Consider the following 22,004-nt stretch of genomic DNA (forward strand, 5'->3'; position numbering starts at 1 on the left):
CTGCCGATCCGGCCGCCGGCGCGTAGGATGGCTGGCGCTGTGACTGTCTTCTCCCTGGTGGCCTCGCACCACGACCTCGACCTGGACACGGTGGCCCGCTTGAGCGCGGGGACCACCGGCGTCTGCTCCGCCCTGCCCTCCCCCGCCACGGCGGGGGCGGTGGTGCTGGCCACCTGCAACCGCGTGGAGGTCTATGCGGAGGCCGCCGAGGGGCGGGTGGAGGAGGCGCGGGAGCACCTCGTGGCCGCCATCGCCGAGAGCAGCAGCCTGCCGGACGACTCCGTGCGCGGCGCGTTCCGCGTGCTCGGCGCCGATGCCACGGCCCGCCACCTCTTCGAGGTCGGCGCGGGACTGGACTCCGCCGTGGTGGGCGAGCGGGAGATCGCCGGCCAGGTGCGCCGCGCGCTCCTGGACGCCCGAGAGAAGGGCACGGCCTCCGGCTCGCTCGTCCGCCTCTTCGAGGCCGCCACGCGCACCGCCAAGGACGTGGGCTCCCAGACGGCGCTCGGCGCCACCGGCCGCTCCGTGGTCTCCGTGGCCCTGGACCTCACCGAGGAGCTGCGCGGCCTGCACGACGCCGACGCGCGCGACGCCTTCTGGGCCGATGCCTCCGTCCTGCTGATCGGCACCGGCGCCTACGCCGGGACGACCCTGGCCCAGCTGGCCGACCGCGGCGCCGTCGCCGTGGGCGTGCACTCCGCGTCCGGGCGCGCCGAGCAGTTCGTGGCGGACCGCGGCGGCTGGGCGCTCCCGCTCGGCGGGGAGAACGTGGCCGGGGCCGTCGCCGAGGCCGACGTGATCATCGGCTCCTCCGGCGGGGACCGGCAGATCAGCCCCGAGCGCCTCGCCCAGCTGCGCGAGGGCTCCGCGCACCCCCTCACGGTGGTGGACCTGGCCCTGTCCCGAGACTTCGACCCCGCGGTCGCCGAGGTGGAGGGCGTGGACCTGATCACCCTCGAGTCCGTCCGCCTGGCCGCGCCCGAGCAGGCGCGCGCCGCCGTGGACGAGGCGCGCTGCCTCGTGGACGGCGCCGTCGCCGAGTACTCGGCCGCCCAGCGCAGCCGCAGCGCGGACGCCGCGATCAAGGCCCTGCGGCGCCACACCCTCACGGCCCTCGACCACGAGATGGAGCGGGTCCGGGCGCGCCACGGGTGCACCGCCGCGTCCGAGGAGGTGGAGTTCGCCCTGCGCCGCATGGTGAACCAGTTCCTCCACGGCCCGAGCGTGCGGGCCAAGGAGCTCGCCGCCCAGGGCAGGCTCGAGGAGTACGAGCGCGCCCTCGAGGTGCTGTTCGACATCGCCCCGCCCTCGGCCGCGCCCGCCCCGGCCCCCGCCGAGGAGGCCTGCCCGGCCCACCGCGCCGCGGAGGGCGGGCCGGGCGCGGCCCGCACCGCATGAGCGTGCACCCCGGTGAGGGGGCGGGCCCGCGCGAGCGGACCGTGCGGATGCCGCGCGCCCAGCGGCGCCGCCAGCTCCTCGGGTGCGCACGCGGCGTGTTCGTGGAGCACGGCTACGCCGGCACGGCCATGGACCAGATCGCGGAGGCGGCCGCCGTCTCCAAGCCCGTGCTCTACCAGCACTTCCTCGGCAAGCACGAGCTCTTCCTCGAGCTGCTGGACACCGAGGTGGCCGACCTCACGGGCCGCCTCACGGCGGCCATGTCCTCCCCCGGCGACAACCGTCACCGCGTGCACGCCACGGTGGAGGCGGTCTTCGCCTACATGGGATCCCCCGGGCGCTCCCACCGGCTGCTCTTCGACTCCGGCGCCGAGCACGACCCCGAGGTGCGCGCACGCGTCGAGGCGGTCGAGCGCGCCGTGGCCTCCCAGGTGAGCCGCATCCTCGCCGAGGACACGCGCGTGGGCGACGCCGAGGCCGAGATCCTCTCCCGCGGCCTCGTGGCGTACGTGCTCGGCGCCGCTCGCCACTGGGCGGACCGGCTCGAGGCGGGTCGCCGCCCGGACGCCGCGCGGACGGCCGCGATCGTGGACGCCCTGCTGTGGACCGGGCTCTCCCACCTGCCCACCGGACGCGCCGCCTGACGGGGAGGGCGCCGCCGCCTCCGCGGATGCCGCCCGGTTACGCCACGCGCGTGAACCCCGCCCCCGCCGCATGAGGCGACAGGGCCGTCCCGTAGGCTGACCGCACATCCGCCGCGCGGACGCGTGTCCGCGCAGCGAGGAGTCCACGCACGAGGGAAGAGTGAGGTCCACCCATGGAGATCCGCATCGGAGTGCAGCACGTCGGCCGTGAGGTCGTCCTGGAGAGCGAGCAGACCGCCGAGGAGGTGCGCGCCCTCGTGGACGCCGCCCTCGCCGCCGGCTCCCTCCTGAGCCTGACGGACGTCAAGGGCCGCCAGGTCGTGGTCCCGGGCTCGAACATCGGGTTCGTCGAGATCGGCGCCAAGAAGTCCGGCCCCCTGGGCTTCGCGGCCTCCTGATCTGCGGGCCGCGCCGCCATGCCCCACCACGCCGTCGAGGTGCGCGGGTCTGAGGACGCCGCGCTGACCGAGCGTCTGGCCGCCCTCCGGGTCGAGCTCGACCTGCCGGGCGGCTTCGCCGCGCCCGTGCTCGCCGAGGCCGAGGAGTCCGCCGCCGCGGTGCTCGCCTCCCTCGGCTCGGACGCGGAGCGGGTCGACCTCACGGCCGTCCCCTTCGTCACCGTGGACCCATCCGGGTCCACGGACCTCGACCAGGCGCTGCACATCGCGGCCGCCGAGGACGGTCGGCTCACGGTGCGCTACGCGATCGCCGACGTGCCCGCCTTCGTCGCGCCCGAGGGCGAGGTGGACCGCGAGGCCCGGCGTCGCGGCCAGACCGTGTACCTGCCGGACGGCCGCGTCCCCCTGCACCCAGAGGTGCTGAGCGAGGGCGCCGCGTCGCTGCTGCCCGACGTCGACCGTCCCGCGTTCGTGTGGACGTTCACGCTCGCCGTGGACGGGGCCGTGGAGCGCACCGCGCTGGTGCGCTCCCGCGTGCGATCGCGGGCCCAGCTCACGTACGAGCAGGTGCAGGCCTTCCTGGACTCCGCGGACGCGCCCGAGGCGGCGGCCTGGCCGGAGGAGCTCCGCGCCTCGATCGCCCTGCTGCCGGAGGTCGGACGACGGCGCACCGCGCAGGAGGTCGCCCGCGGCGGCGCGTCCCTGAACATGCCGGACCAGGAGATCCACGTGGTGGACGGCCGGTACGAGATCAGCCAGCGCATCCCGCTGCCGGCCGAGGACCACAATGCCCAGCTCTCCCTGATGACGGGCATGGAGGCGGCACGCATCATGCTCGACGGCGGCGTCGGCGTCCTGCGCACCATGCCCGCCCCGGACACCGAGGCGGTCGCCGCGTTCCGCGCCCGCACCCGCGCGCTGGGGCATCCGTGGGAGGAGGGCGCCGACTACGGGGCCTACCTGCGCACCGTCGACCCCCGCGAGCCGCGCCACCTCGCCGTCCTCCACGCCGCCACGTCCCTGTTCCGCGGAGCCGGGTACACCGCCTTCGACGCCGAGGCCGAGGATCCCGCCCTGCGCGCCCTCCCCGCGGATCCCGAGCAGGCCGCCCTGGCCGCGCCCTACGCGCACGCCACCGCACCCCTGCGGCGCCTCGTGGACCGCTTCGTGCTGGCCGTGTGCCACGCCCTCGTGAGCGGCGCGCCGGTGCCTGCGTGGGCCCGCCGGGCGCTGCCCGAGCTCCCCGCCCTGATGCAGGACGCCGGCCGGCGCGCCTCGGCCGCGGACCGCGCGGCCGGCGACCTCGTGGAGGCGGCCGAGCTCTCGGAGCACGTCGGCGCCGAGCTGGAGGGCGTCGTCGTGCGCTCCGGCGGGGAGTCCGCGGACGTGCAGCTCGCCCAGCCCCCCGTGGCCGTGCGCGTGCCGGCCGCGGCGGAGCCCGGCACCCGCGTGCGGATCCGGATCGACGCGGTGGACGTGGCCTCCGGGAAGGTCACGGCCACCGGGGTAGACTGGCCCCACAGCTCACGCTGACCCCTGGGATGACCGGTCGCATCTGATCACCCACGAACCCCACTCGCCGCAGCGCTCCACGGTCCCTCGTGTCCGAGGCTCCTCGGCGGGTGACCGACCTGCCGGATCCGGCATGGCCCGCCTTCGCACGGCGCGGTCGAGACCGAGTCCAGGGGGCATCGCCCCCGCCCTTCCGCGATCGGCTCCACCACCGCGCGCACGGCGTGGCCGGGCCCACCCGCCCGTCGCTGCGACGCACGAGACGATCGCGAGTCACCATGACCGAGAACACCACCCCTGACACCGCCCAGACCGCCGCGGACGACGTCGACCCCGCGGTCGCCGAGATCGCCCGCGAGACGCTCACCGAGGACACCGTCCCGGCGGCCCCCGAGCAGACCTTCGCCGACTTCGGCGTGCACCCCGCCATGGTGGAGGCCCTCGAGGGCAAGGGGATCGTGCACCCCTTCCCCATCCAGTCGATGACCCTGCCCGTGGCCCTCGGCGGCCACGACATCATCGGCCAGGCCAAGACCGGCACGGGCAAGACCCTGGGCTTCGGCCTGCCGGCGCTGCAGCGCGCCATCGGCCCGGGCGAGCCCGGTTGGGACAGGCTGGAGGCCGCGGGCACCGCCGGCGCCCCGCAGGCTCTGATCGTGGCCCCCACCCGCGAGCTCGCCGTCCAGGTGGCCGGAGACCTCGTGTTCGCCGCGTCGAAGCGGCCCGTGCGCATCGCCACCATCTACGGCGGCCGCGCCTACGAGCCGCAGATCGAGGAGCTGCAGCGCGGCGTCGAGGTCGTCGTCGGCACCCCCGGCCGCCTGATCGACCTGCTGCGCCAGAAGCACCTGCGCCTGGACCACGTGAACACGGTGGTGCTGGACGAGGCGGACGAGATGCTGGACCTCGGCTTCCTCCCGGACGTCGAGACCCTGCTCTCCGCGGTCCCGGGCAAGCGCCAGACCATGCTGTTCTCGGCCACCATGCCCGGCCCCGTCGTCGCCATGGCGCGCCGCTACATGACGCAGCCGACCCACATCCGCGCCTCCGACGGCGAGGACGAGGGCCTGACGAAGAAGGACATCCGCCAGCTCGTCTACCGCGCGCACCACATGGACAAGGACGAGCTCGTGGCCCGCGCGCTGCAGGCGAACGGCCGCGGCCGCACCATCATCTTCACGCGCACCAAGCGCACCGCCGCCCGCGTGGCGGACGAGCTGGTCTCCCGCGGCTTCGCCGCCGGTCCGCTGCACGGCGACCTGGGCCAGGGCGCCCGCGAGCAGGCGCTGCGCGCATTCCGCAACGGCAAGGTGGACATCCTCGTGGCCACCGACGTCGCCGCGCGCGGCATCGACGTGGACGACGTGACCCACGTGTTCAACTTCCAGGCCCCCGAGGACGAGAAGACCTACGTGCACCGCGTGGGCCGCACCGGCCGTGCAGGGCACAAGGGCATCGCCGTGACCCTCGTGGACTGGGACGACCTGCCGCGCTGGAAGCTGATCGACAAGGCCCTGGGCCTGGGCCAGCCCGAGCCGCCGGAGACCTACTCCTCCTCCCCGTGGCTGTTCGAGGACCTCGACATCCCCAAGGGCACCAAGGGCCGCCTGCCCAAGGACAAGCGCACCCTCGAGGGCCTGAGCGGCGAGCGCCTCGAGGACCTCGGCGGTCCTGAGTCCACGCCCCGCGCGGGCCGCGGCGGGGACCGCGAGCGCGGCGGACGCGACGGCGCCCGCGAGGGCGGTCGAGGCCGTGGCGCCCGGGACGAGGACCGCAACCGCGGCGGCCGGGACGGCGAGCGTGGTGGCCGTGACGCCGAGCGGGAGGGCTCCCGCGACGGCGGCCGTGGTCGAGGACGCGGTCGGGGCGGGCGTCCCTCCGCGGGCGCCGCGGTGAACGGGCGCCCCGCCGAGGGCCGCGCGGACGAGCGCCCCCGCCCCGAGCAGGCGGAGCAGAAGGCCTCGCGCTCCGCGGATCGCGCGCCCCGCGCCGAGCGCGTCGAGAGCCCCGCTCGTGCTGAGCGGTCCGAGCGCGCCCCGCGCACGGAGGGCACCGGCCGCCGGGCCGAGTCGCGGTCCGAGGGCCGTGCGGAGCGCCCCGCGGCGGAGGCCGCGGCTCCCCGTTCCGCGGGCACCGAGCGTGCCCCGCGCACGGAGCGCGCCGAGCGGCGCGCGGAGGGCACGAGCGACCGTCACGCCCGCCGCCGCGAGCGCAGCCGCGCCCGCATGGAGGCCCGCAAGCGCGGCACCACGCGCTGAGCCTCCCCGCCCGGCTCCGCAGCGCTCGTGGCGCCCCCGCGACCCCTCCGACGGCCGATCCGGCGCGCGGAGGGGTCGCTGCGGCTCCAGGGTCGATCACGGGTGCGGCCGGGGCCCCGGGAGTGAGAAGGGACGGTCGGGCTCACCCCCGCACGACGGCGGCGCCGGTCCCCTGCCGCTCGATCTCGGCGAGGACGTCCTCGCCGGTCGTGAACTCGCCGATCAGGTTGGGCTTGCCGGCCCCGTGGTAGTCCGAGGAGCCCGTGACGATGAGGCCGTGGCGGTCCGCGAGCTCCCGCAGCCACGCGCGCTCCGGCTCGGGGTTGTCCCGGTGGTCGGCCTCGAGGCCGGCCAGGCCCGCCTCGATCATGGACTCGATGACCTCCACGCCCACCACCCGGCCGCGCATCGTCGCCCGCGGGTGGGCGAACACGGGCACGCCGCCCGCACCTCGGATGAGCTCGACGGCGACCGCCGGGTCCGGGGCGTGGTGCGGCACGTAGTACTTGGAGCGGCCGGTCAGGATCGTGGCGAACGCCGCGGAGCGGTCCGGAACCACGCCGAGGGTGACGAGCGCGTCGGCCAGGTGGGGGCGGCCGATCGTGGCGCCCTCCGCCGCGTGCTCCTGCACGAGCTCCCACGTGAGGGGGTAGTCCTCCCCCAGCCGTGCAGCCATCTCCTGCGCCCGCGTGAGGCGCGCCGAGCGCGCGGCCGTGAGCTCGCGCAGCAGGGTCGGGTCCTCGGGGTCGTGGAGGTAGGCGAGCAGGTGCACGCTCGTGCCGTCGGCGGCCATGCAGGACATCTCCATGCCGGGGACGAACGTGAGTCCCTCCTCGAGCGCCGCCTGCGCGGCCTCGGCCCAGCCGGAGGCCGTGTCATGATCGGTGAGGGCCAGTCCGTCCAGGCCTGCGCGGGCCGCGGCCCGCACCACGTCGGCGGGCGGCTGGGTGCCGTCGGACTCCGTGGAGTGGGTGTGCAGGTCATAGCGCGCCATGAGTCCCCAGCGTAGGCGGTGCCATGATGGTGGGCATGACCGACTCCGCACAGCACCCCGCCGACCCTGCTCCCGAGGGCGGTCCCGCCGCCGAGACCAGCCCGGCCCCCCAGCCCCTGGCCGAGCGAGTGGAGAACCGCTCCCAGCGCCCCAGCTCGGACGCCTTCCGCGCCTTCATGGCCTCGGGCTGGGCGCCCGCCTCACAGGACCTGCCCGCCGCCGACGCCGTGGCCCCCCACGCCGCGCGCCGCCGCGCCGCACTCTCCGCCCGCTTCCCCGGCGAGCGCCTCGTGGTGCCCGCGGGCCGGCTCAAGGTCCGCTCCAACGACACCGACTACCGCTTCCGGGCACACTCCGCGTTCGCGCACCTCACGGGCCTGGGCGTGGACCACGAGCCGGATGCCGTGCTCATCCTCGAGCCCACGGACCCCGGGGTGGGCGACGACGGGGCCGACCACGAGGCCACCCTGTACTTCCGCCCCCTCGCGGGGCGCGACTCGGAGCAGTTCTACGCCGACCCCCGCGCGGGCGAGTTCTGGATCGGACCCCGGCCCACCCTGGCGGAGATGGCCGCCCGCACCGGGCTGCGCACCGCCGGCCTCGAGGAGCTCGAGTCGGCCCTGACCAAGGACGCCGGGCAGGGGCAGGTCCGCCTGCTGGCCGAGTCCGACCTCGACGTGGACGCCCAGGTGGCCGCCGCCCGCACCGCGGCCGGCCAGGACCCCGCGGCCGCCCAGGCCGCCGACGTCGAGCTCGTCGAGTTCTGCTCCGAGCTGCGCCTCGTGAAGGACGAGTGGGAGGTCGACCGCATGCGCGCCTCGGTGGCCGCCACGATCGCCGGCTTCGAGGACGTCGTCCGCGCCCTGCCGCGCGCGGTGGGCCACCGCCGCGGAGAGCGCGTCGTGGAGGGCGCCTTCTTCGCCCGCGCCCGCGAGGAGGGCAACGACCTCGGCTACGACACGATCGCCGCCGCCGGGAACAACGCCACCGTGCTCCACTGGATCCGCAACACCGGGGAGGTCCGCGACGGCGACCTCCTGCTCCTGGACGCGGGCGTGGAGGACGACTCCCTCTACACCGCGGACATCACCCGCACCCTCCCGGTGAACGGGGCCTACACGGAGGTGCAGCGCCGCGTGTACCAGGCCGTGCTGGACGCCGCCGACGCCGCGTTCGCCATCGTGAAGCCGGGCATCCGCTTCCGCGAGATCCACGCGGAGGCCATGCGCGTCCTCGTGGATCGCCTCTCCGCGTGGGGCCTGCTGCCGGTCTCCGCCGAGGAGGCGCTGTCCGAGGAGGGCCAGCACCACCGCCGCTGGATGCCGCACGGCACCTCCCACCACCTCGGCCTGGACGTGCACGACTGCGCGCAGGCCAAGCGGGAGCTCTACCTCGACGGCGTGCTCGAGCCGGGCATGGTGTTCACGATCGAGCCGGGGCTGTACTTCAAGGCCGAGGACCTCGCGATCCCGGAGGAGTACCGCGGGATCGGCGTGCGGATCGAGGACGACGTCCTCGTCACGCAGGACGGCGCGGAGAACCTCTCCGCCGCCCTGCCCCGCGCCCCCGAGGACGTGGAGGCCTGGATGGCGCGCCTCCAGGGGTGATCGGCGCGGGGGGCTCTGGCTAGGCTCGCGGGCATGACCGCCCACCTCGTCTCCGAGCTCACCGACCTGCGGGAACGCCTCCTCGACGCCGAGGCCGAGCACGCCGCCCTCATCGAGCGCGTGCGCGAGCGCCACCGGCCCTCCGCCCGCAACCTCGTGCACTACGTGGCCCTGCGCGGCACGGACCTGCGCCCCCTCCAGGACGCGCTCAGCGAGGTGGGGCTCTCCTCCCTCGGGCGCATGGAGGCGGGGGTGCTCGGCCACCTGGACGCGGTGCTCCGCGCGGTCCGCGCGGTCCGCGCGCTGGACGGCGCGCCTGCGGCCGAGCCCGACGACGGCGCGCCGTCCGCGCTCACCCCCGCCGTGGGGCGGGAGATCCTCGAGCGCAACGCGAACGCCCTGCTGGGCCCGATGCGCCAGGACCGGCAGACCCGCGTGATGGTCACCATGCCGAGCGAGGCCGCCACGGACCCGGAGCTGGTGCGCGGCATGGCGGCGGCGGGCATGGACCTGGCCCGCGTGAACTGCGCCCACGACGGGGAGGACGCGTGGGCCGCCATGATCGACACGCTGCGCGGCCTCGGCTCGGAGGAGCGCCCCGCACCGCGCGTCGCGATGGACCTGGCCGGGCCCAAGCTGCGCACGGGCCCGCTCGAGCCGGGGCCGCGGGTGCTCAAGGTGAAGCCCTCGCGCGACGACGGCGGCCAGGTCCTGGAGCCGTCCCGGGTGTGGCTCGGCGCCGCTTCGGACGGGGCCGGGGAGCACCCGGCGGGGGACGGCGTCGTCGTGCCCCTGCAGGACCCGGACGTGCAGGTGCTGGCCGCCCTCGAGCCGGGCGACGAGGTGGACCTGAAGGACGCGCGCGGATCCCGCCGCACGCTGATGGTGGAGCGCGTGAGCGGCGCCGGACTGCTCGTGAGCACGGTCCGCACCGTGTACTGGGAGACCGGCATGCGGGTGGACACCCCGCACGGGCCCCTCACGGTCGGCGAACTGCCCCCGCTCGAGCAGAGCATGCGGGTGCAGGTGGGCGAGGACGTGGTGCTCACCCGCTCGATGCAGGCGCGCCCCGCCGTCGCCGCCCCGCCCTACCGCATCGGCTGCTCCCTCGAGCAGGCCTTCCGGGACGTCTCCGTGGGCGAGCGGGTGTGGATCGACGACGGCCGGATCGGCGGCGAGGTGACCGCCAACGACGGCGAGGAGATCACCCTGACGGTCACGAACGCCGGGCCGGCGGGCGCCAAGCTGAAGGCCGAGAAGGGGATCAACTTCCCCGACACCGCCCTCGAGATCCCCGCGCTCACGGCGGAGGACCTCTCCCACATCCCGTTCGTGGCCTCCCACGCGGACATGGTCAACATGTCGTTCGTGCGCTCGGCCGCCGACGTCGCCCGCCTCATCGAGGCGCTCGAGGAGCAGGACGCGAAGGACGTGGACGTCACCCTCAAGATCGAGACGGTGGCCGCGTTCGAGCAGCTGCCGCTCATGCTCCTGGAGGCCATGCGGTGGAACGACGTGGGCGTGATGATCGCCCGCGGCGACCTCGCGGTGGAGGCCGGATTCGAGCGCATGGCCGAGCTCCAGGAGGAGATCCTGTGGCTCTGCGAGGCCGCCCACGTGCCCGCGATCTGGGCCACGCAGATCCTCGAGTCGCTGGCCAAGAAGGGCCTGCCCTCGCGCGCCGAGATCACCGACGCCGCGATGGCCCAGCGCGCGGAGGCCGCGATGCTGAACAAGGGCCCCTACATCGAGGACGCGATCACCTCGCTGGGCGACATCCTCGCCCGCATGGGCGGTCACACCCGCAAGAAGGGGGACATGCTGCGGCGGCTGGAGTCCTGGAGCCTCTGAACGGGACGGCGGTCCCCCGACGACGACGGCCCGGCCCCTCGGGGGACCGGGCCGCGGTGTGCGGGGCGGCGCGTCAGGCGCGGTGGGAGCCGCCCTCGGCCGGAGGCTGCGGCCCGGGGCGGCCGCCGCGTGCCTCGATGAGGCGCGCGACCTCCTCGGGGGGCAGGCTCACGCCGTAGGAGCGGTCGAGGCCGGCCGGGGCCGCGGGCGTGCCGGCCGGGGCCGACGGAGCGGGCGTGCCGGCGTCGTGGTCCGCGGGAGCGGCCTGGTCCGGGGCCGCCGTGATGGGGGCCGGAGCCGCCGGCGCGGGGGCCGCCGGGGCCGGGCGGGCGGTGAGGCCGAGCTCCTGGCGGGCGCGCGCGGCGTGCTCGAAGGCGATCACGAGGTCGTAGCCGGCGGGCACCACGGCCTGCGAGGAGGCGAAGCCGTGCCGGCCCTTGCGCAGCGCGAACCCGATCACCCCGAACAGCAGCCACACGGCCAGGCCCAGCAGCGCCGAGGTGAGGATCTGGAGCGGCCCTCCCGACGGGTCCAGCAGGAGGAGGAACGCGCCGATCAGGGCGCCGAACATCAGGCCCCGCACGCCCGCCCCGAGCGCCACCTGCGCGTAGTTGAGGCGGCCGCGCACCCGCTCCACCACGCGCAGGTCCTTGCCGACGATGGAGACGGCGCTGACCGGGAAGTCCGTGGCGGCCAGCCGGTCCACCTGCTCGCGCGCCTCGGTGTACGTGGAGTAGGTGGCCACGAGCTCTCCGCGGGGCAGGCCCGTGTCGCCGGATCCGGGGGCGGGGCTGGACATCATGAAGGACATGTCCCCATTGTGCCTGGCCGCGGGCGCGGAGGCCCGGGAGTCCGCCCATTGCGGACACCCGCCCCACCGGGCGGGCGCGGAGAGGACCCACTAGGCTGGCCCGGTGAACTCCCCCAAGATCTTCGTGGCCCGCCTGCTGGGCCTGGACGTGTTCGACCCGCTGGGCGACCGTCTGGGCCGGCTGCGCGACGTCGTGGTCCTGGACCGGGGCGGGGTCGCCACCCCCGTGGCCACCGGCCTGGTGATCGAGGTCCCCGGCAAGAAGCGCGTCTTCGTGCCCATGACCCGTGTGACCTCCATGGACTCGGGCCAGATCATCACCACGGGCCTCATCAACCTGCGCCGCTTCTCCCGCCGCGGCGGGGAGCAGACCGTCGCGGGCGACCTCTTCGACCGGCGCGTGCGCCTCACGGACGGCTCGGGCGAGGCCGTCCTCGAGGACATCGGGCTGGAGCAGCAGCGCAACGGCGACTGGCTCGTCTCGGACATGTACGTCCTGCGCCCCACGGGCCGCGGCGCCTTCGGCCGCCCGCGGGGAGAGCACCTGCTCCTCACGTGGGACGAGGCCCGCTGGGCCGGGCAGGCCGAGCCGCAGGGGGCCACGAGCTTCGTGGCCGCCCACGAGGACCTCAAGGCCGCCGACCTCGCGGACATGATGCACGAGATGCCGGAGAAGCGCCGCGTGGAGGTCGCCAACGAGCTCCAGGACGAGCGCCTCGCGGACGTCCTCCAGGAGCTGCCCGACGACGACCAGGTCCAGATCCTCTCCCACCTGGACATCGAGCGCGCCGCGGACGTCCTCGAGGAGATGGACCCCGACGACGCCGCGGACCTCCTCCACGAGCTGCCCGACTCCCAGCAGGAGCTGCTCCTGGAGCTCATGGAGCCCGAGGACGCCGAGGACGTGCGCCGCCTGCTCGAGTACGAGGAGGACACGGCCGGCTCCGTCATGACGCCCGTGCCCGTGATCCTCCCGCCCGAGGCGACCGTGGCCGAGGCCATGGCCACCATCCGGCAGCACGAGATCTCCCCCGCGCTCGCCTCCCTCGTGATCGTGGCCCGCCCGCCGCTGGAGACGCCCACGGGACGGTTCCTGGGCGTCGTGCACTTCCAGCGCCTCCTGCGGTACCCGCCGCCCGAGGCGATCGGCAACATCATGGACAAGGACCTCGAGCCGGTCTCCGACCTGGCCCCGCTGGCCCACGTCACCCGCGAGCTGGCCACGTACAACCTGACGTCCATCCCCGTGGTCAACGCCCAGCACCGCGTGGTGGGCGCCGTGAGCGTGGACGACGTCCTCGACCACATCCTCCCGGACGACTGGCGCGCGATGGACCCGGACGACCATCCGGCCGCCGCCGGCTGACCCCTCCCGCACCACCCCCCGAACCGCATCGACCGCACGGACCGCACCGAAGGAGTGAGCATGTCGCAGACCACGAGGGAGCCTCGCGAGACCCGGGGCACGGGCCTGGACACGCCGCTGAGCGCGCGCCGACGCCGAGTGCCCCGCTTCAGCCCCAACCCGGACGCCTTCGGGGAGGCCACCGAGGGCATCGCCCGGTTCATGGGCACGCCGCAGTTCCTCGTGTGGATGACCCTGTTCTGCCTCCTGTGGGTCGGCTGGAACAGCTACGGGCCCGAGGGCCTGCGCTTCGACTCCGCGGCCCTGGGCTTCACCGCGCTGACCCTCATGCTCTCGCTCCAGGCCTCGTACGCGGCCCCTCTCCTCCTCCTCGCCCAGAACCGCCAGGACGACCGGGACAAGGTGTCCATGCGCGAGGACCGCGACCGGGCCGAGCGGAACCTCGCGGACACGGAGTACCTCACGCGGGAGATCTCGGGCCTGCGCATCGCGCTGCAGGACGTGGCCACCCGCGACTTCGTCCGGGGCGAGCTGCGCGGCGTGCACGAGGACCTGATCGGCGAGCTGCGCGAGTCCCTCCGCGAAGAGCTCCGCGCCGAGATGCGCGCGGACCTGCTCTCCCCCGCCTCGGACGGCGGGGACGCCGCCGGCTCCGTGAAGAAGGCGAAGAAGAAGAAGTCCCGGGACCGCGACGGCGGCGCGCGGCCCGGCGGGGACGCCGACGACGCCCAGACCACCACGCTCGCGATCATCGCGGCCCAGGAGGCCGCCGAGGAGGCCGCCGCTCGCGTCCGGGAGGGCGACGCCGCCCCCGGCCCGGACGCGACCGGCCCGAGCGCCACCGGATCGACCGCGGCGGACGGACGGCGATGACCGAGTCCCCGCAGGCCGACGCCGGCCTCCCGCTGCCCGCCGTCCGCACCGAGCTCGAGCGGGCCGTGCTCGCGGCCCTGGCCGACGTCGTCGACCCGGAGATCCGCCGCCCCGTCACGGAGCTCGGCATGGTGGAGTCCGTCCGCGAGACCGCCCCGGGCGAGGTCGAGGTGGCGGTGCTGCTGACCATCACGGGCTGCCCCCTGCGCGGGACCATCGAGGCCGACGTCACGGCGGCCGCCGCCGCGGTGCCCGGCTGCCGGTCCGTGGCGGTGCGCGTGGGCGTCATGACCCCCGAGCAGCGCCGCGCCCTGCAGGACTCGCTGCGCGGCGCGCGCCCCGCCAACCCGTTCGCCGCGGGCTCGCTCACCCGCGTCCTGGCCGTCGCCTCGGGCAAGGGCGGCGTGGGCAAGTCCACGGTCACCGCCAACCTCGCCGTCGCCCTCGCCGAGCGGGGCCTGGCGGTCGGGCTGATCGACGCCGACGTGCACGGCTTCTCCATCCCCGGGCTCCTGGGCGTGAACGCCTCCCCGACCCGTCTCGAGCAGCTGATCCTGCCGCCCGTGGCCCGCGGTGTGAAGGTCATCTCGATCGGGATGTTCCTGGACGCCGACCGACCGGTCGCGTGGCGCGGCCCCATGCTGCACCGGGCGCTGGAGCAGTTCGTGACGGACGTGCACTGGGGCGACCTCGACGTGCTGCTCGTGGACCTGCCGCCGGGCACGGGCGACATCGCGATCTCCGCGGCCCAGCTGCTGCCGGACTCCGAGCTCGTGGTGGTGACGACCCCCCAGCACGCCGCCGCCCAGGTGGCCGCGCGCGCGGGTCAGCTCGCGCAGCAGACCGGCCAGCGCGTGGCAGGCGTGGTGGAGAACATGGGCCCCATGGCCCTGCCGGACGGCACGGTGCTGGACGTGTTCGGCACGGGCGGCGGCGCCGAGGTGGCGGAGCGGCTCACCGGCGCGCTCGGTGCGGACGTCCCCCTGCTGGGCTCGGTGCCGCTGGATCCGGCCCTGCGCGTGGGCGGGGACACCGGCGCCCCCGTGGTGGCCTCGGCACCGCAGAGCCCAGCGGCGCGCGCCCTGCTGGCGATCGCCGAGCGGCTCGCGGTGCGCCCCCGCAGCCTGGCCGGGCGCCGGCTGCCGTTCAGCCCGCGCTGAGCGCCGGGATCAGCGCGGCGATCAGGTGGCGTCGACGTCGAAGGGTGCGGGCGCCAGGCCGAGCAGCTCGAGCGGATCCGGGCCCGCGGCTGCCGGGACCGGAGCCGGGCGCCCCTCGGCCACCATGGCCTCGGCGCGGCCGGAGGCCATGAGGGCGACGGCCGCGCCTCCCACGACGGCGGTCCCGGCACCCGGGACGACGGCGGCGGCCACGGTGGCGAGCTCGGCGTCGGGGGCGGCGGTGCCCGTGGCGGACGCGACGGCGGTGGACTCGACGTCGGTGGCCTCGGCGGCGCTGCTGCCCGTGCCGCCCGGGCGGCGGAAGAGGGAGCGGGGGTCCATGTCCGCGATGTCCTGGCGGGTCAGCCCGCCGTGGAGGTCCTCGGGGGCCACGCCCGTGAGCGCCTGGGCCCGGTGCGCGGCGGTGGAGGAGCCGCTGCCGCCCACCGGCTCGGTGAGGGCCTCGCGGATGATGCGGCGGGGATCGTACTGACGGGGGTCGTACTTGCGCCAGTTGACCTCGTCGAAGTCCGTCCCCGTCTCCTCCTTGAACTGCGTCTTGGCGCCCTCGGCCATGTCCCGCATCCGGCGGAGCCACTGGGTGAAGGCGCGGGTGTACTCCGGGAGCTTCTCCGGACCGAGGATGATCACGGCGAGCACCAGGAGGACGATGAACTCAGATCCGTTGATTCCTGCCACGGTGGAGACTCTACTAGAGGCTCACCGACGCCCCACCGCGAGGATGCCGGCCACCCGGCCCATGCTCGGAACGGCCTCGACGATCCGCTCGAGGCCGCGCTCGAGGCGGTCCGTCACGGCGTCGTCGCGCCGCAGCTCGGTGAGGCCGGACCGGTCCGAGACCACGAGGAGGGTGAGGAGGGGCTCCGCCTGCTCGCGTGGCAGCGTGGACTCCACGCGGTAGGCCGCCTGCGCCGTCGCGAGGTCCGCGATCCACCCCTCTCCGGACGGGTCGTCCGTCAATCGGTAGGCGACACCGCCGGGGAGCCGCCTCCCCGGCATTGCGGCGTCCTCGCGCCCCGACGCACAGCCGCGGGGCACAGCGGTCGCGGAGCGCGAGCGGCACTCGTGCACCGTGACCGCCGGCTCGGCGCGCCCCCAGACCACCGCGACCTCCAGCAGGTCCGCCGCCTGCTCGCCGCGCACCTCGAGGGGCTGCAGGCCTGCGCCGGTCAGGGACGGCACGGTCCAGCCGAGGCCGCGGAGCTCCTCCACGGTGGCCCCCGGGGAGGACGCGGCGGCGGACTGGCGCTGGACGACCCCCAGCGCGTCCGTCGGACCGGCCTGCGCCCGGGCCACGCCACGCGGCGCGCCGGCCACCCACACGGCCGCGAGGAGCCCGCCCAGCAGGACGACCATGGCCAGCGCCAGCACGACGAGGCGGCCGGACACGCCGCGCACGGGGAGCACGGGATGAGTCACGGCCGCGGGGCGGGCGTCCACGGAGCGCGCGGCGTCCAGGACGCGGGCCCGCTCACGGGCGGTCCGGGCGCAGTCCGGGCAGCGGGAGAGATGGGCCGCCAGCCGGCGGCCCGCCGGGCGCGAGAGCACGCCCTCGAGGTAGGCGTCCAGGTGGCGCAGCGAGTGATGAGGGCTCATCCCGCCCCACCTCCTCCTGGTGCGCCGACTCCCGGACCGGAGGGCCGGGGACCACGCCGACGCCGGTCCAGTCCGCCCATCATGGACGGCACGTCTGAGAGAAGTCTGAATCGTCCCCCCCGGTTCTTCCGTACACTGGGGCGGCATCCGGCCCGGTGCCGGCCGTCCGCGGAAGCCCGCGGCGCCGCCGTCGCCGGACCACCCCGCCCACCCCCGGAGAGAGCGCCCATGACCGCCCTGCACCCCCAGCCGACCGCCAAGCACGCCTCGTGGACGTACGCGGAGACCCGGCTGGAGGAGGACGCGGTGCTGCTGCGGGCACGGGAGCGCTCGGCCGAGCTCGGGGTGGCGCCGGTCAGCGAGGGCGCGGCGGCGCTGCTCACCGTGCTGGCGGCCACGCGCGCGCCGGGCGCCGTCGTGGAGATCGGCACCGGCGCGGGGGTCTCGGGCCTCGCTCTGATGCGCGGGCTGCCCGAGCGCACCGTCCTGACCACCGTGGACCCGGAGGCGGACGTGCAGCATGCGGCGCGGGAGGCCTTCTCCGAGGCGCACCTGCCGAACGGCCGCACCCGCATGATCACGGGACGCTCCCGCCTCGTGCTGCCGCGCCTGACCACGGGCGCCTACGAGATGGTCGTGGTGGACGGCGATCCGGCCTCCCGCGCGTTCGACGTGGACCAGGCCGCCCGCATGCTGGCCCCCGGCGGGCTGCTGGTGGTCCTCGACGCCCTGGACCACGACCGCGTGCCGCGTCCGGCGGTGCGCGAGCCCTCCACGGTGTCCGCCCGCGCCGTGGACCGCGGCATCGCCGAGGACGAGCGGTGGATCTCCGCCGTGGTCCCCACGGGCACGGGCATGCTGCTGGCCGTGCGCCGCTGACGCCTGCCGAGGAGCCCGGAGAAGCACGACGCCCCGCGCACCGGTCAGCGGTGCGCGGGGCGTGCGGCGTTCGGGGCGGTCAGCCCTGGGTGACGCCCTGCAGGCACTCCTTGAGCTCCTGCGCCTCCTCGGCGTTGATCTCCAGGACGAGGCGCCCGCCGCCGTCGATCGGCACGCGCATGATCAGGCTGCGTCCCTCCTTGGTCACTTCCATGGGACCGTCCCCGGTGCGAGGCTTCATGGCGGCCATTGCGACTTCCCTTCTGATGGTGTTCCCGTGTCGGCGCCGCCGGCGGATGTCGCAGACGGGCCCGGTGCCTTCGGCCCCCGCACGCGAGGCGTGGCGTGACCGGTCACACGCCCATTATCGCGGATCGCGCTGGCTGTCGCCACACGAGCCGGCAGGAGCGGCGGCGGCACGCTCCTCCTCGAGCTCGGCGATCCGGCGCTCGCGCCGGGCGAGGCTCTCCTGCAGTGCGGCCACCACCGCGTCCACTTGGTCCCGCTGGTAGCCCGGCACTGCCACGGCGAGGCGCACGTGGTCCACGTCCTGGGCCCGGGGGTCCGCGGGCAGGAGCACGGGGTGGCGGTGCTCGACGCCGGCGGGCGCGTCCGCGCGCAGGGTCGCGCGGCCCGTCGCCGCCGCCACGAGGGCGGCCACGGCCACCACGAGGGCGAGGACGAGGGCGATCCAGATCGGCTGGCTCATGCCCGGCCCCCCTGCTGGACCGCGGCCATGAGCGCCACGGCCTCCTCCGCGGTGTCCACCACGGAGAGCAGGTCGACGTCGCCGGGCGAGATCATCCCGCGCGCCTCGAGGGCCCCGCGGATCCAGTCCACCAGGGGACCCCAGAACGCACGGTCCACCAGCACCACGGGGAAGCGGCTCACGGTGCCGGTCTGCACGAGGGTGAGCGCCTCGAACAGCTCGTCCAGGGTACCGAAGCCGCCGGGCAGCACGATGAAGCCCTGCGCGTACTTCAGGAACATGACCTTCCGGGCGAAGAAGTACCGGAAGTCCACGCCGATCCCCACGTAGGGGTTCAGCCCGGTCTCGAAGGGGAGCTCGATGCCGAGGCCCACGGACACGCCGCCCACGTCGTGCGCGCCGCGGTTGGCGGCCTCCATGGCCCCCGGACCGCCGCCCGTGATGACGGCGAAGCCGGCCTCGGCGAGGCGACGCCCCACCTCGCGGGCGAGCGCGTACTCGTCGGTGCCCTCCCCCGTGCGGGCGGAGCCGAACACGGAGACGGCGGGGCCGAGCTGCGCCAGCGTCCCGAAGCCCTCCACGAACTCCGCCTGGATGCGCAGCACGCGCCACGCGTCCGACGTCGTGGAGGCCACGTCCGAGACCGGCGGCGCCGTCATGCCCGACTGGCGGGTGTCCAGCAGGAGCTGGTCGAAGGTGGGGGCGGCAGCCGCGGCGCCGCTCAGGATCTGCCCGCCGCGGCGCACGGGCCCTCGATCGGGGTCCGCGGGCTGGGACGGGTGTGTCTGGTCGGCCATGGCCCCCACCCTAGCCAGTCGGGCCCTCTGGTCGCCCCCGTGGCGCAGGCCCGCGCTCCCCGCGCACCCGGGAGATATCCTGCGGTGACATCCGCCGCCCAGCGCGGCGCGCCGTCGACCCCCAGGAGACCCCGTGCCGTCCGCTGCGTCCCCCGACCGCCACCGCCTCGCCCGTGCCCGGCGGGCAGCGGCGACGGCCGCCCTGGCCGCCACGGTGGCGCTGGTGTCCGGATGCTCCGCACCGGCCGCGCCCGAGGCCCCGCAGCCGCCCGAGGCGGCGGGGCCCGAGACCACCGCGCCGGTGGCCCCCACGCCTCCTGCCGGGCCGGGGACGCCCGTCGAGACCTCCTCCTCACCGCGCTCCGCCACGCCGGCCCGGACGACGAGCACCACGGACGCCACCGACGGCGCCTCCGCCGCGCCCACGCCCCGGCCGCGCGCGGACGGCGTGCTGCGGATCGCCCTGCCCGGCGACCGGCCCGGCCTGAGCACGGGCGAGAGGGACGACACCCCGGACGGGTTCGACGCCGACGCCGCCCGCGCCACGGCCATGTTCCTCGGCTACGAGGAGCGTCAGGTCCAGTGGGTCTGGCTCGGCACGCGCTCCCCCGCCGACGCCCTCTCCGCCGGGATCGTCGACCTGGCGGTCGGCGGGGTGCCCCTGACGCCGGCACCGGACGAGCCCATGGACGTGGCCGGCCCGTACCTGTCCGCCCGCCTGGGCGTGCTCGTGCCGGCGGACTCGTCCGTCGCGGAGCCGGCAGACCTGGAGGGCGGCACGGTCTGTGTGGAGTCCGGCTCCCCCGCCGCGGCCGCCCTCCGCGCCGAGGTCCCCGGTGAGGTGGAGCTGCTCGTGCAGGGCGGCGCCGCCGAGTGCCTCCCGGCGCTGCGCACGGGGCGGGTGGATGCGATCGCGGGCGACGAGCCTCTGCTGGGCGCGCTGAGCCGGGCGGACGAGGCGCCGGAGGCGCGCCTGCTCGACGCCGACCTCGGGGCCGCCCAGTACGGCGTCGGCCTGCCGGAGGACTCCACGCTGTGCGACGACGTCACAGCGGCCCTCGCCTCGCACCGCGCCGACGGCGGCTGGGCCCGGTCCGCCGAGGCTCTCGAGCGCGCCAGCGGGGTGCCGCTGTCTCCACAGCTGCGGCTCGCCGCCCTCCCGGATCCCGACCGCTGCGACCGCTCCCCCGCGCAGGGCGCCCAGTGAGCTGACGGGCGGGGATCGAGGCCGTCAGCCCGCCAGGAGCGTGATGCGCCGCACGGCGTCCTGTGACATGGACTATATTCTCTGCATGACCCACCACACCCCGGACACCGCCCACGGCGCCCATGCCGTCGGCACGGTGGCCTTCGGCGCACCGTCCGAGGCGCTCATCCGCCTCGAACACGTCAACAAGCACTTCGGCGAGTTCCAGGCGCTCAAGGACATCGACCTCGCCATTCCGCGCGGTCAGGTGGCGATCGTCCTGGGCCCCTCGGGCTCCGGAAAGTCCACCCTCTGCCGCACCATCAACCGCCTCGAGACCATCGACGACGACGGCGGCCGCATCCTCATCGGCGGCCAGCCGCTGCCCACCGAGGGCAAGGGGCTGGCCCGTCTGCGGGCCGAGGTCGGCATGGTGTTCCAGTCCTTCAACCTCTTCGCCCACAAGTCGATCCTCGAGAACGTGACCCTCGGGCCGATCCGGGTCAAGGGCAAGAAGAAGGCCGAGGCGGAACGGCATGCGATGGAGCTCCTGGAGCGCGTGGGCGTGGCCCCCCAGGCCAAGAAGATGCCCGCCCAGCTCTCCGGCGGCCAGCAGCAGCGCGTGGCCATCGCCCGCGCCCTGGCGATGGAGCCGCAGGCCCTGCTGTTCGACGAGCCCACCTCGGCCCTGGACCCGGAGATGGTGCAGGAGGTCCTGGACGTCATGGTCCAGCTCGCCCAGGAGGGCATGACCATGGTGGTCGTGACCCATGAGATGGGCTTCGCCCGAAAGGCCGGCGACCGCGTCATCTTCATGGCCGACGGCGCCGTCCTCGAGGACACCGACCCCGAGTCCTTCTTCACGGCTCCGCAGCACGAGCGGGCGAAGGACTTCCTCGGCAAGATCCTCACCCACTGACGCCCCGCGGTCCCGGCACGCCGCCTGGCCCTCCCTGTCCTCTCCCACCCGCACCTGATCCCAGGAGACACCATGATCACCAAGAAGCTCGCCTCCATCACCGCCGTCGCCGCGGCCGCCGCCCTCTCCCTGACCGCCTGCTCCCCGTCTGTGTCGAGCGACTCCGGCGCCTCCGCGTCCGGCTCCGCCTCGGGCAGCGCCTCCGCGGGGTCCTCCGACTCGCTGCGCATCGGCATCAAGTTCGACCAGCCGGGCCTCGGCTTCCGTGAGGGTTCGAACGCCCCCACCGGCTTCGACACGGATGTGGCCCGCTACGTGGCCCAGAAGCTGGGCGTGGACGAGGACAAGATCGAGTGGGTGCAGACCCCCTCCGCCAACCGCGAGAACGCTCTGGAGAACGGCGAGGTGGACATGATCTTCGCCACCTACTCGATCACCGACGCCCGCAAGGAGCGCGTCGACTTCGCGGGGCCGTACTTCGTGGCCGGCCAGGACCTGCTGGTCCGCACCGACGAGACCGGCATCACCGGCCCGGACGACCTCGACGGCAAGAACCTCTGCTCCGTCACCGGCTCCACCTCCGCCCAGAAGATCAAGGACAAGTTCGCCTCCGGGGTGAACCTCGTGGAACAGGGCGGCTACGCCGAGTGCGTGACCTACCTCGAGTCCGGCCAGGTGGACGCCGTCACGACGGACGACATCATCCTCGCCGGCCTCGCCGCCACGGACGCGAACAAGGGCAAGTTCAAGGTGGTGGGCAATCCGTTCACCACCGAGCGCTACGGCGTCGGCATCGCGAAGGACTCCGACCGCTGCGAGGAGATCAACACCGCCGTCAAGGAGATGAAGGACTCCGGCGAGTGGGAGAAGTCGCTCACGAAGAACACCGAGGGCACCGGCTACGAGTACGACAAGGAGCTGAACTCGGGCAAGGACGCCGAGCTCGAGCCCTGCGCCTGATCACCCCCTGACCCGACCGCCTCGGCGGCACCGCCCACCCGGGCGTGTGCGGCCGGGGCGGTCAG

21 protein-coding genes are annotated in these 22,004 nt (G+C 75.3%); 14 read left to right on the forward strand and 7 right to left on the reverse strand.

The features are described 5' to 3' along the window. Window positions 1-39: 39 nt before the first annotated feature. The 5 genes from LG274_RS04200 (at window position 40) to LG274_RS04220 (ending at window position 6,210) form a co-directional block, all read left to right on the forward strand. A complete protein-coding gene (locus tag LG274_RS04200; protein ID WP_404465582.1) occupies window positions 40-1,398 on the forward strand; it encodes a glutamyl-tRNA reductase in 1,359 nt (452 codons plus the stop codon). After that, complete coding sequence (locus tag LG274_RS04205) at window positions 1,395-2,042, forward strand: TetR/AcrR family transcriptional regulator (protein ID WP_248117630.1); 648 nt, start codon at window positions 1,395-1,397, stop codon at window positions 2,040-2,042. The genes LG274_RS04200 and LG274_RS04205 overlap by 4 nt, the downstream gene beginning before the upstream one ends. Before the next feature lie 173 nt (window positions 2,043-2,215). After that, the gene (locus tag LG274_RS04210; protein ID WP_248117628.1) at window positions 2,216-2,440 is read left to right on the forward strand and encodes a DUF3107 domain-containing protein; all 225 of its coding nucleotides are present in this window, start codon (window positions 2,216-2,218) and stop codon (window positions 2,438-2,440) included. 18 nt (window positions 2,441-2,458) lie between these two features. Continuing rightward, window positions 2,459-3,973, forward strand: coding sequence for an RNB domain-containing ribonuclease (locus tag LG274_RS04215; RefSeq protein WP_404465585.1), 1,515 nt, complete (start codon window positions 2,459-2,461; stop codon window positions 3,971-3,973). A 257-nt stretch (window positions 3,974-4,230) separates the two neighbouring features. Next, entirely contained in the window at window positions 4,231-6,210 is a 1,980-nt protein-coding gene (locus LG274_RS04220) for a DEAD/DEAH box helicase (RefSeq protein ID WP_404465587.1), read from the forward strand. Window positions 6,211-6,352: 142 nt separating this feature from the next. On the opposite strand, the gene LG274_RS04225 is transcribed toward LG274_RS04220, so the two are convergent. Continuing rightward, on the reverse strand, window positions 6,353-7,204 hold the full coding sequence (locus LG274_RS04225) for a PHP domain-containing protein (RefSeq protein ID WP_319076477.1): 852 nt from the start codon (window positions 7,202-7,204) through the stop codon (window positions 6,353-6,355). A 35-nt stretch (window positions 7,205-7,239) separates the two neighbouring features. Here LG274_RS04225 and LG274_RS04230 point away from each other — a divergent pair, with 35 nt between their 5' ends. Together LG274_RS04230 and LG274_RS04235 are read left to right on the forward strand one after the other, a co-directional pair. After that, window positions 7,240-8,811: an aminopeptidase P family protein gene (locus LG274_RS04230; protein WP_404465590.1), complete on the forward strand. Its 1,572-nt coding sequence runs from the start codon at window positions 7,240-7,242 to the stop codon at window positions 8,809-8,811. Between the two features lie 33 nt (window positions 8,812-8,844). After that, complete coding sequence (locus LG274_RS04235) at window positions 8,845-10,662, forward strand: pyruvate kinase (protein WP_404465592.1); 1,818 nt, start codon at window positions 8,845-8,847, stop codon at window positions 10,660-10,662. A 73-nt stretch (window positions 10,663-10,735) separates the two neighbouring features. Here the strand turns inward: LG274_RS04235 and LG274_RS04240 are convergent, their stop codons facing one another. Next, window positions 10,736-11,473, reverse strand: coding sequence for a general stress protein (locus LG274_RS04240; RefSeq protein ID WP_366370955.1), 738 nt, complete (start codon window positions 11,471-11,473; stop codon window positions 10,736-10,738). Between the two features lie 103 nt (window positions 11,474-11,576). On the opposite strand from LG274_RS04240, the gene LG274_RS04245 reads away from it, so the two are divergent. Genes LG274_RS04245 through LG274_RS04255 form a run of 3 tightly spaced genes read left to right on the forward strand, consistent with a single transcriptional unit; the run spans window position 11,577 to window position 14,872 of the window. After that, the gene (locus tag LG274_RS04245) at window positions 11,577-12,839 is read left to right on the forward strand and encodes a magnesium transporter MgtE N-terminal domain-containing protein (protein ID WP_248117614.1); all 1,263 of its coding nucleotides are present in this window, start codon (window positions 11,577-11,579) and stop codon (window positions 12,837-12,839) included. Window positions 12,840-12,899: 60 nt separating this feature from the next. Continuing rightward, a complete protein-coding gene (locus LG274_RS04250; RefSeq protein ID WP_298987492.1) occupies window positions 12,900-13,712 on the forward strand; it encodes a DUF1003 domain-containing protein in 813 nt (270 codons plus the stop codon). Continuing rightward, window positions 13,709-14,872, forward strand: a complete 1,164-nt coding sequence (locus LG274_RS04255; protein WP_404465595.1) for an Mrp/NBP35 family ATP-binding protein — start codon at window positions 13,709-13,711, stop codon at window positions 14,870-14,872. Before LG274_RS04250 ends, LG274_RS04255 begins: the two co-directional genes overlap by 4 nt. Window positions 14,873-14,893: 21 nt before the next feature. Here the strand turns inward: LG274_RS04255 and LG274_RS04260 are convergent, their stop codons facing one another. Together LG274_RS04260 and LG274_RS04265 are read right to left on the reverse strand one after the other, a co-directional pair. Continuing rightward, on the reverse strand, window positions 14,894-15,571 hold the full coding sequence (locus LG274_RS04260; protein WP_298712028.1) for a twin-arginine translocase TatA/TatE family subunit: 678 nt from the start codon (window positions 15,569-15,571) through the stop codon (window positions 14,894-14,896). Window positions 15,572-15,592: 21 nt separating this feature from the next. Then, window positions 15,593-16,489: an anti-sigma factor gene (locus LG274_RS04265; protein WP_248117600.1), complete on the reverse strand. Its 897-nt coding sequence runs from the start codon at window positions 16,487-16,489 to the stop codon at window positions 15,593-15,595. A gap of 228 nt (window positions 16,490-16,717) precedes the next feature. Between LG274_RS04265 and LG274_RS04270 the strand changes: the two genes are divergently transcribed. After that, window positions 16,718-17,368 (forward strand): O-methyltransferase, encoded by a 651-nt coding sequence (locus LG274_RS04270; RefSeq protein WP_298712025.1) that lies wholly within the window; start codon window positions 16,718-16,720, stop codon window positions 17,366-17,368. Window positions 17,369-17,447: 79 nt separating this feature from the next. Here the strand turns inward: LG274_RS04270 and LG274_RS04275 are convergent, their stop codons facing one another. The 3 genes from LG274_RS04275 to LG274_RS04285 form a co-directional block, all read right to left on the reverse strand. Next, window positions 17,448-17,618 carry a DUF3117 domain-containing protein gene (locus tag LG274_RS04275; protein ID WP_248117596.1) on the reverse strand — a complete coding sequence of 57 codons (171 nt, stop codon included), beginning with the start codon at window positions 17,616-17,618 and terminating at the stop codon, window positions 17,448-17,450. 114 nt (window positions 17,619-17,732) lie between these two features. After that, entirely contained in the window at window positions 17,733-18,077 is a 345-nt protein-coding gene (locus LG274_RS04280; protein ID WP_298712022.1) for a cell division protein DivIVA, read from the reverse strand. After that, entirely contained in the window at window positions 18,074-18,874 is an 801-nt protein-coding gene (locus LG274_RS04285) for a TIGR00730 family Rossman fold protein (protein WP_298712019.1), read from the reverse strand. Before LG274_RS04285 ends, LG274_RS04280 begins: the two co-directional genes overlap by 4 nt. A 133-nt stretch (window positions 18,875-19,007) precedes the next feature. Between LG274_RS04285 and LG274_RS04290 the strand changes: the two genes are divergently transcribed. The 3 genes from LG274_RS04290 (at window position 19,008) to LG274_RS04300 (ending at window position 21,939) form a co-directional block, all read left to right on the forward strand. Continuing rightward, complete coding sequence (locus LG274_RS04290; protein ID WP_298712017.1) at window positions 19,008-20,081, forward strand: transporter substrate-binding domain-containing protein; 1,074 nt, start codon at window positions 19,008-19,010, stop codon at window positions 20,079-20,081. Between the two features lie 85 nt (window positions 20,082-20,166). Next, entirely contained in the window at window positions 20,167-20,979 is an 813-nt protein-coding gene (locus tag LG274_RS04295) for an amino acid ABC transporter ATP-binding protein (protein ID WP_248117588.1), read from the forward strand. A gap of 72 nt (window positions 20,980-21,051) precedes the next feature. Beyond that, window positions 21,052-21,939, forward strand: a complete 888-nt coding sequence (locus tag LG274_RS04300; RefSeq protein WP_298712014.1) for a glutamate ABC transporter substrate-binding protein — start codon at window positions 21,052-21,054, stop codon at window positions 21,937-21,939. Window positions 21,940-22,004 lie beyond the last annotated feature (65 nt).

Source organism: Micrococcus antarcticus (assembly GCF_044872765.1).
Taxonomy (GTDB): domain Bacteria; phylum Actinomycetota; class Actinomycetes; order Actinomycetales; family Micrococcaceae; genus Micrococcus.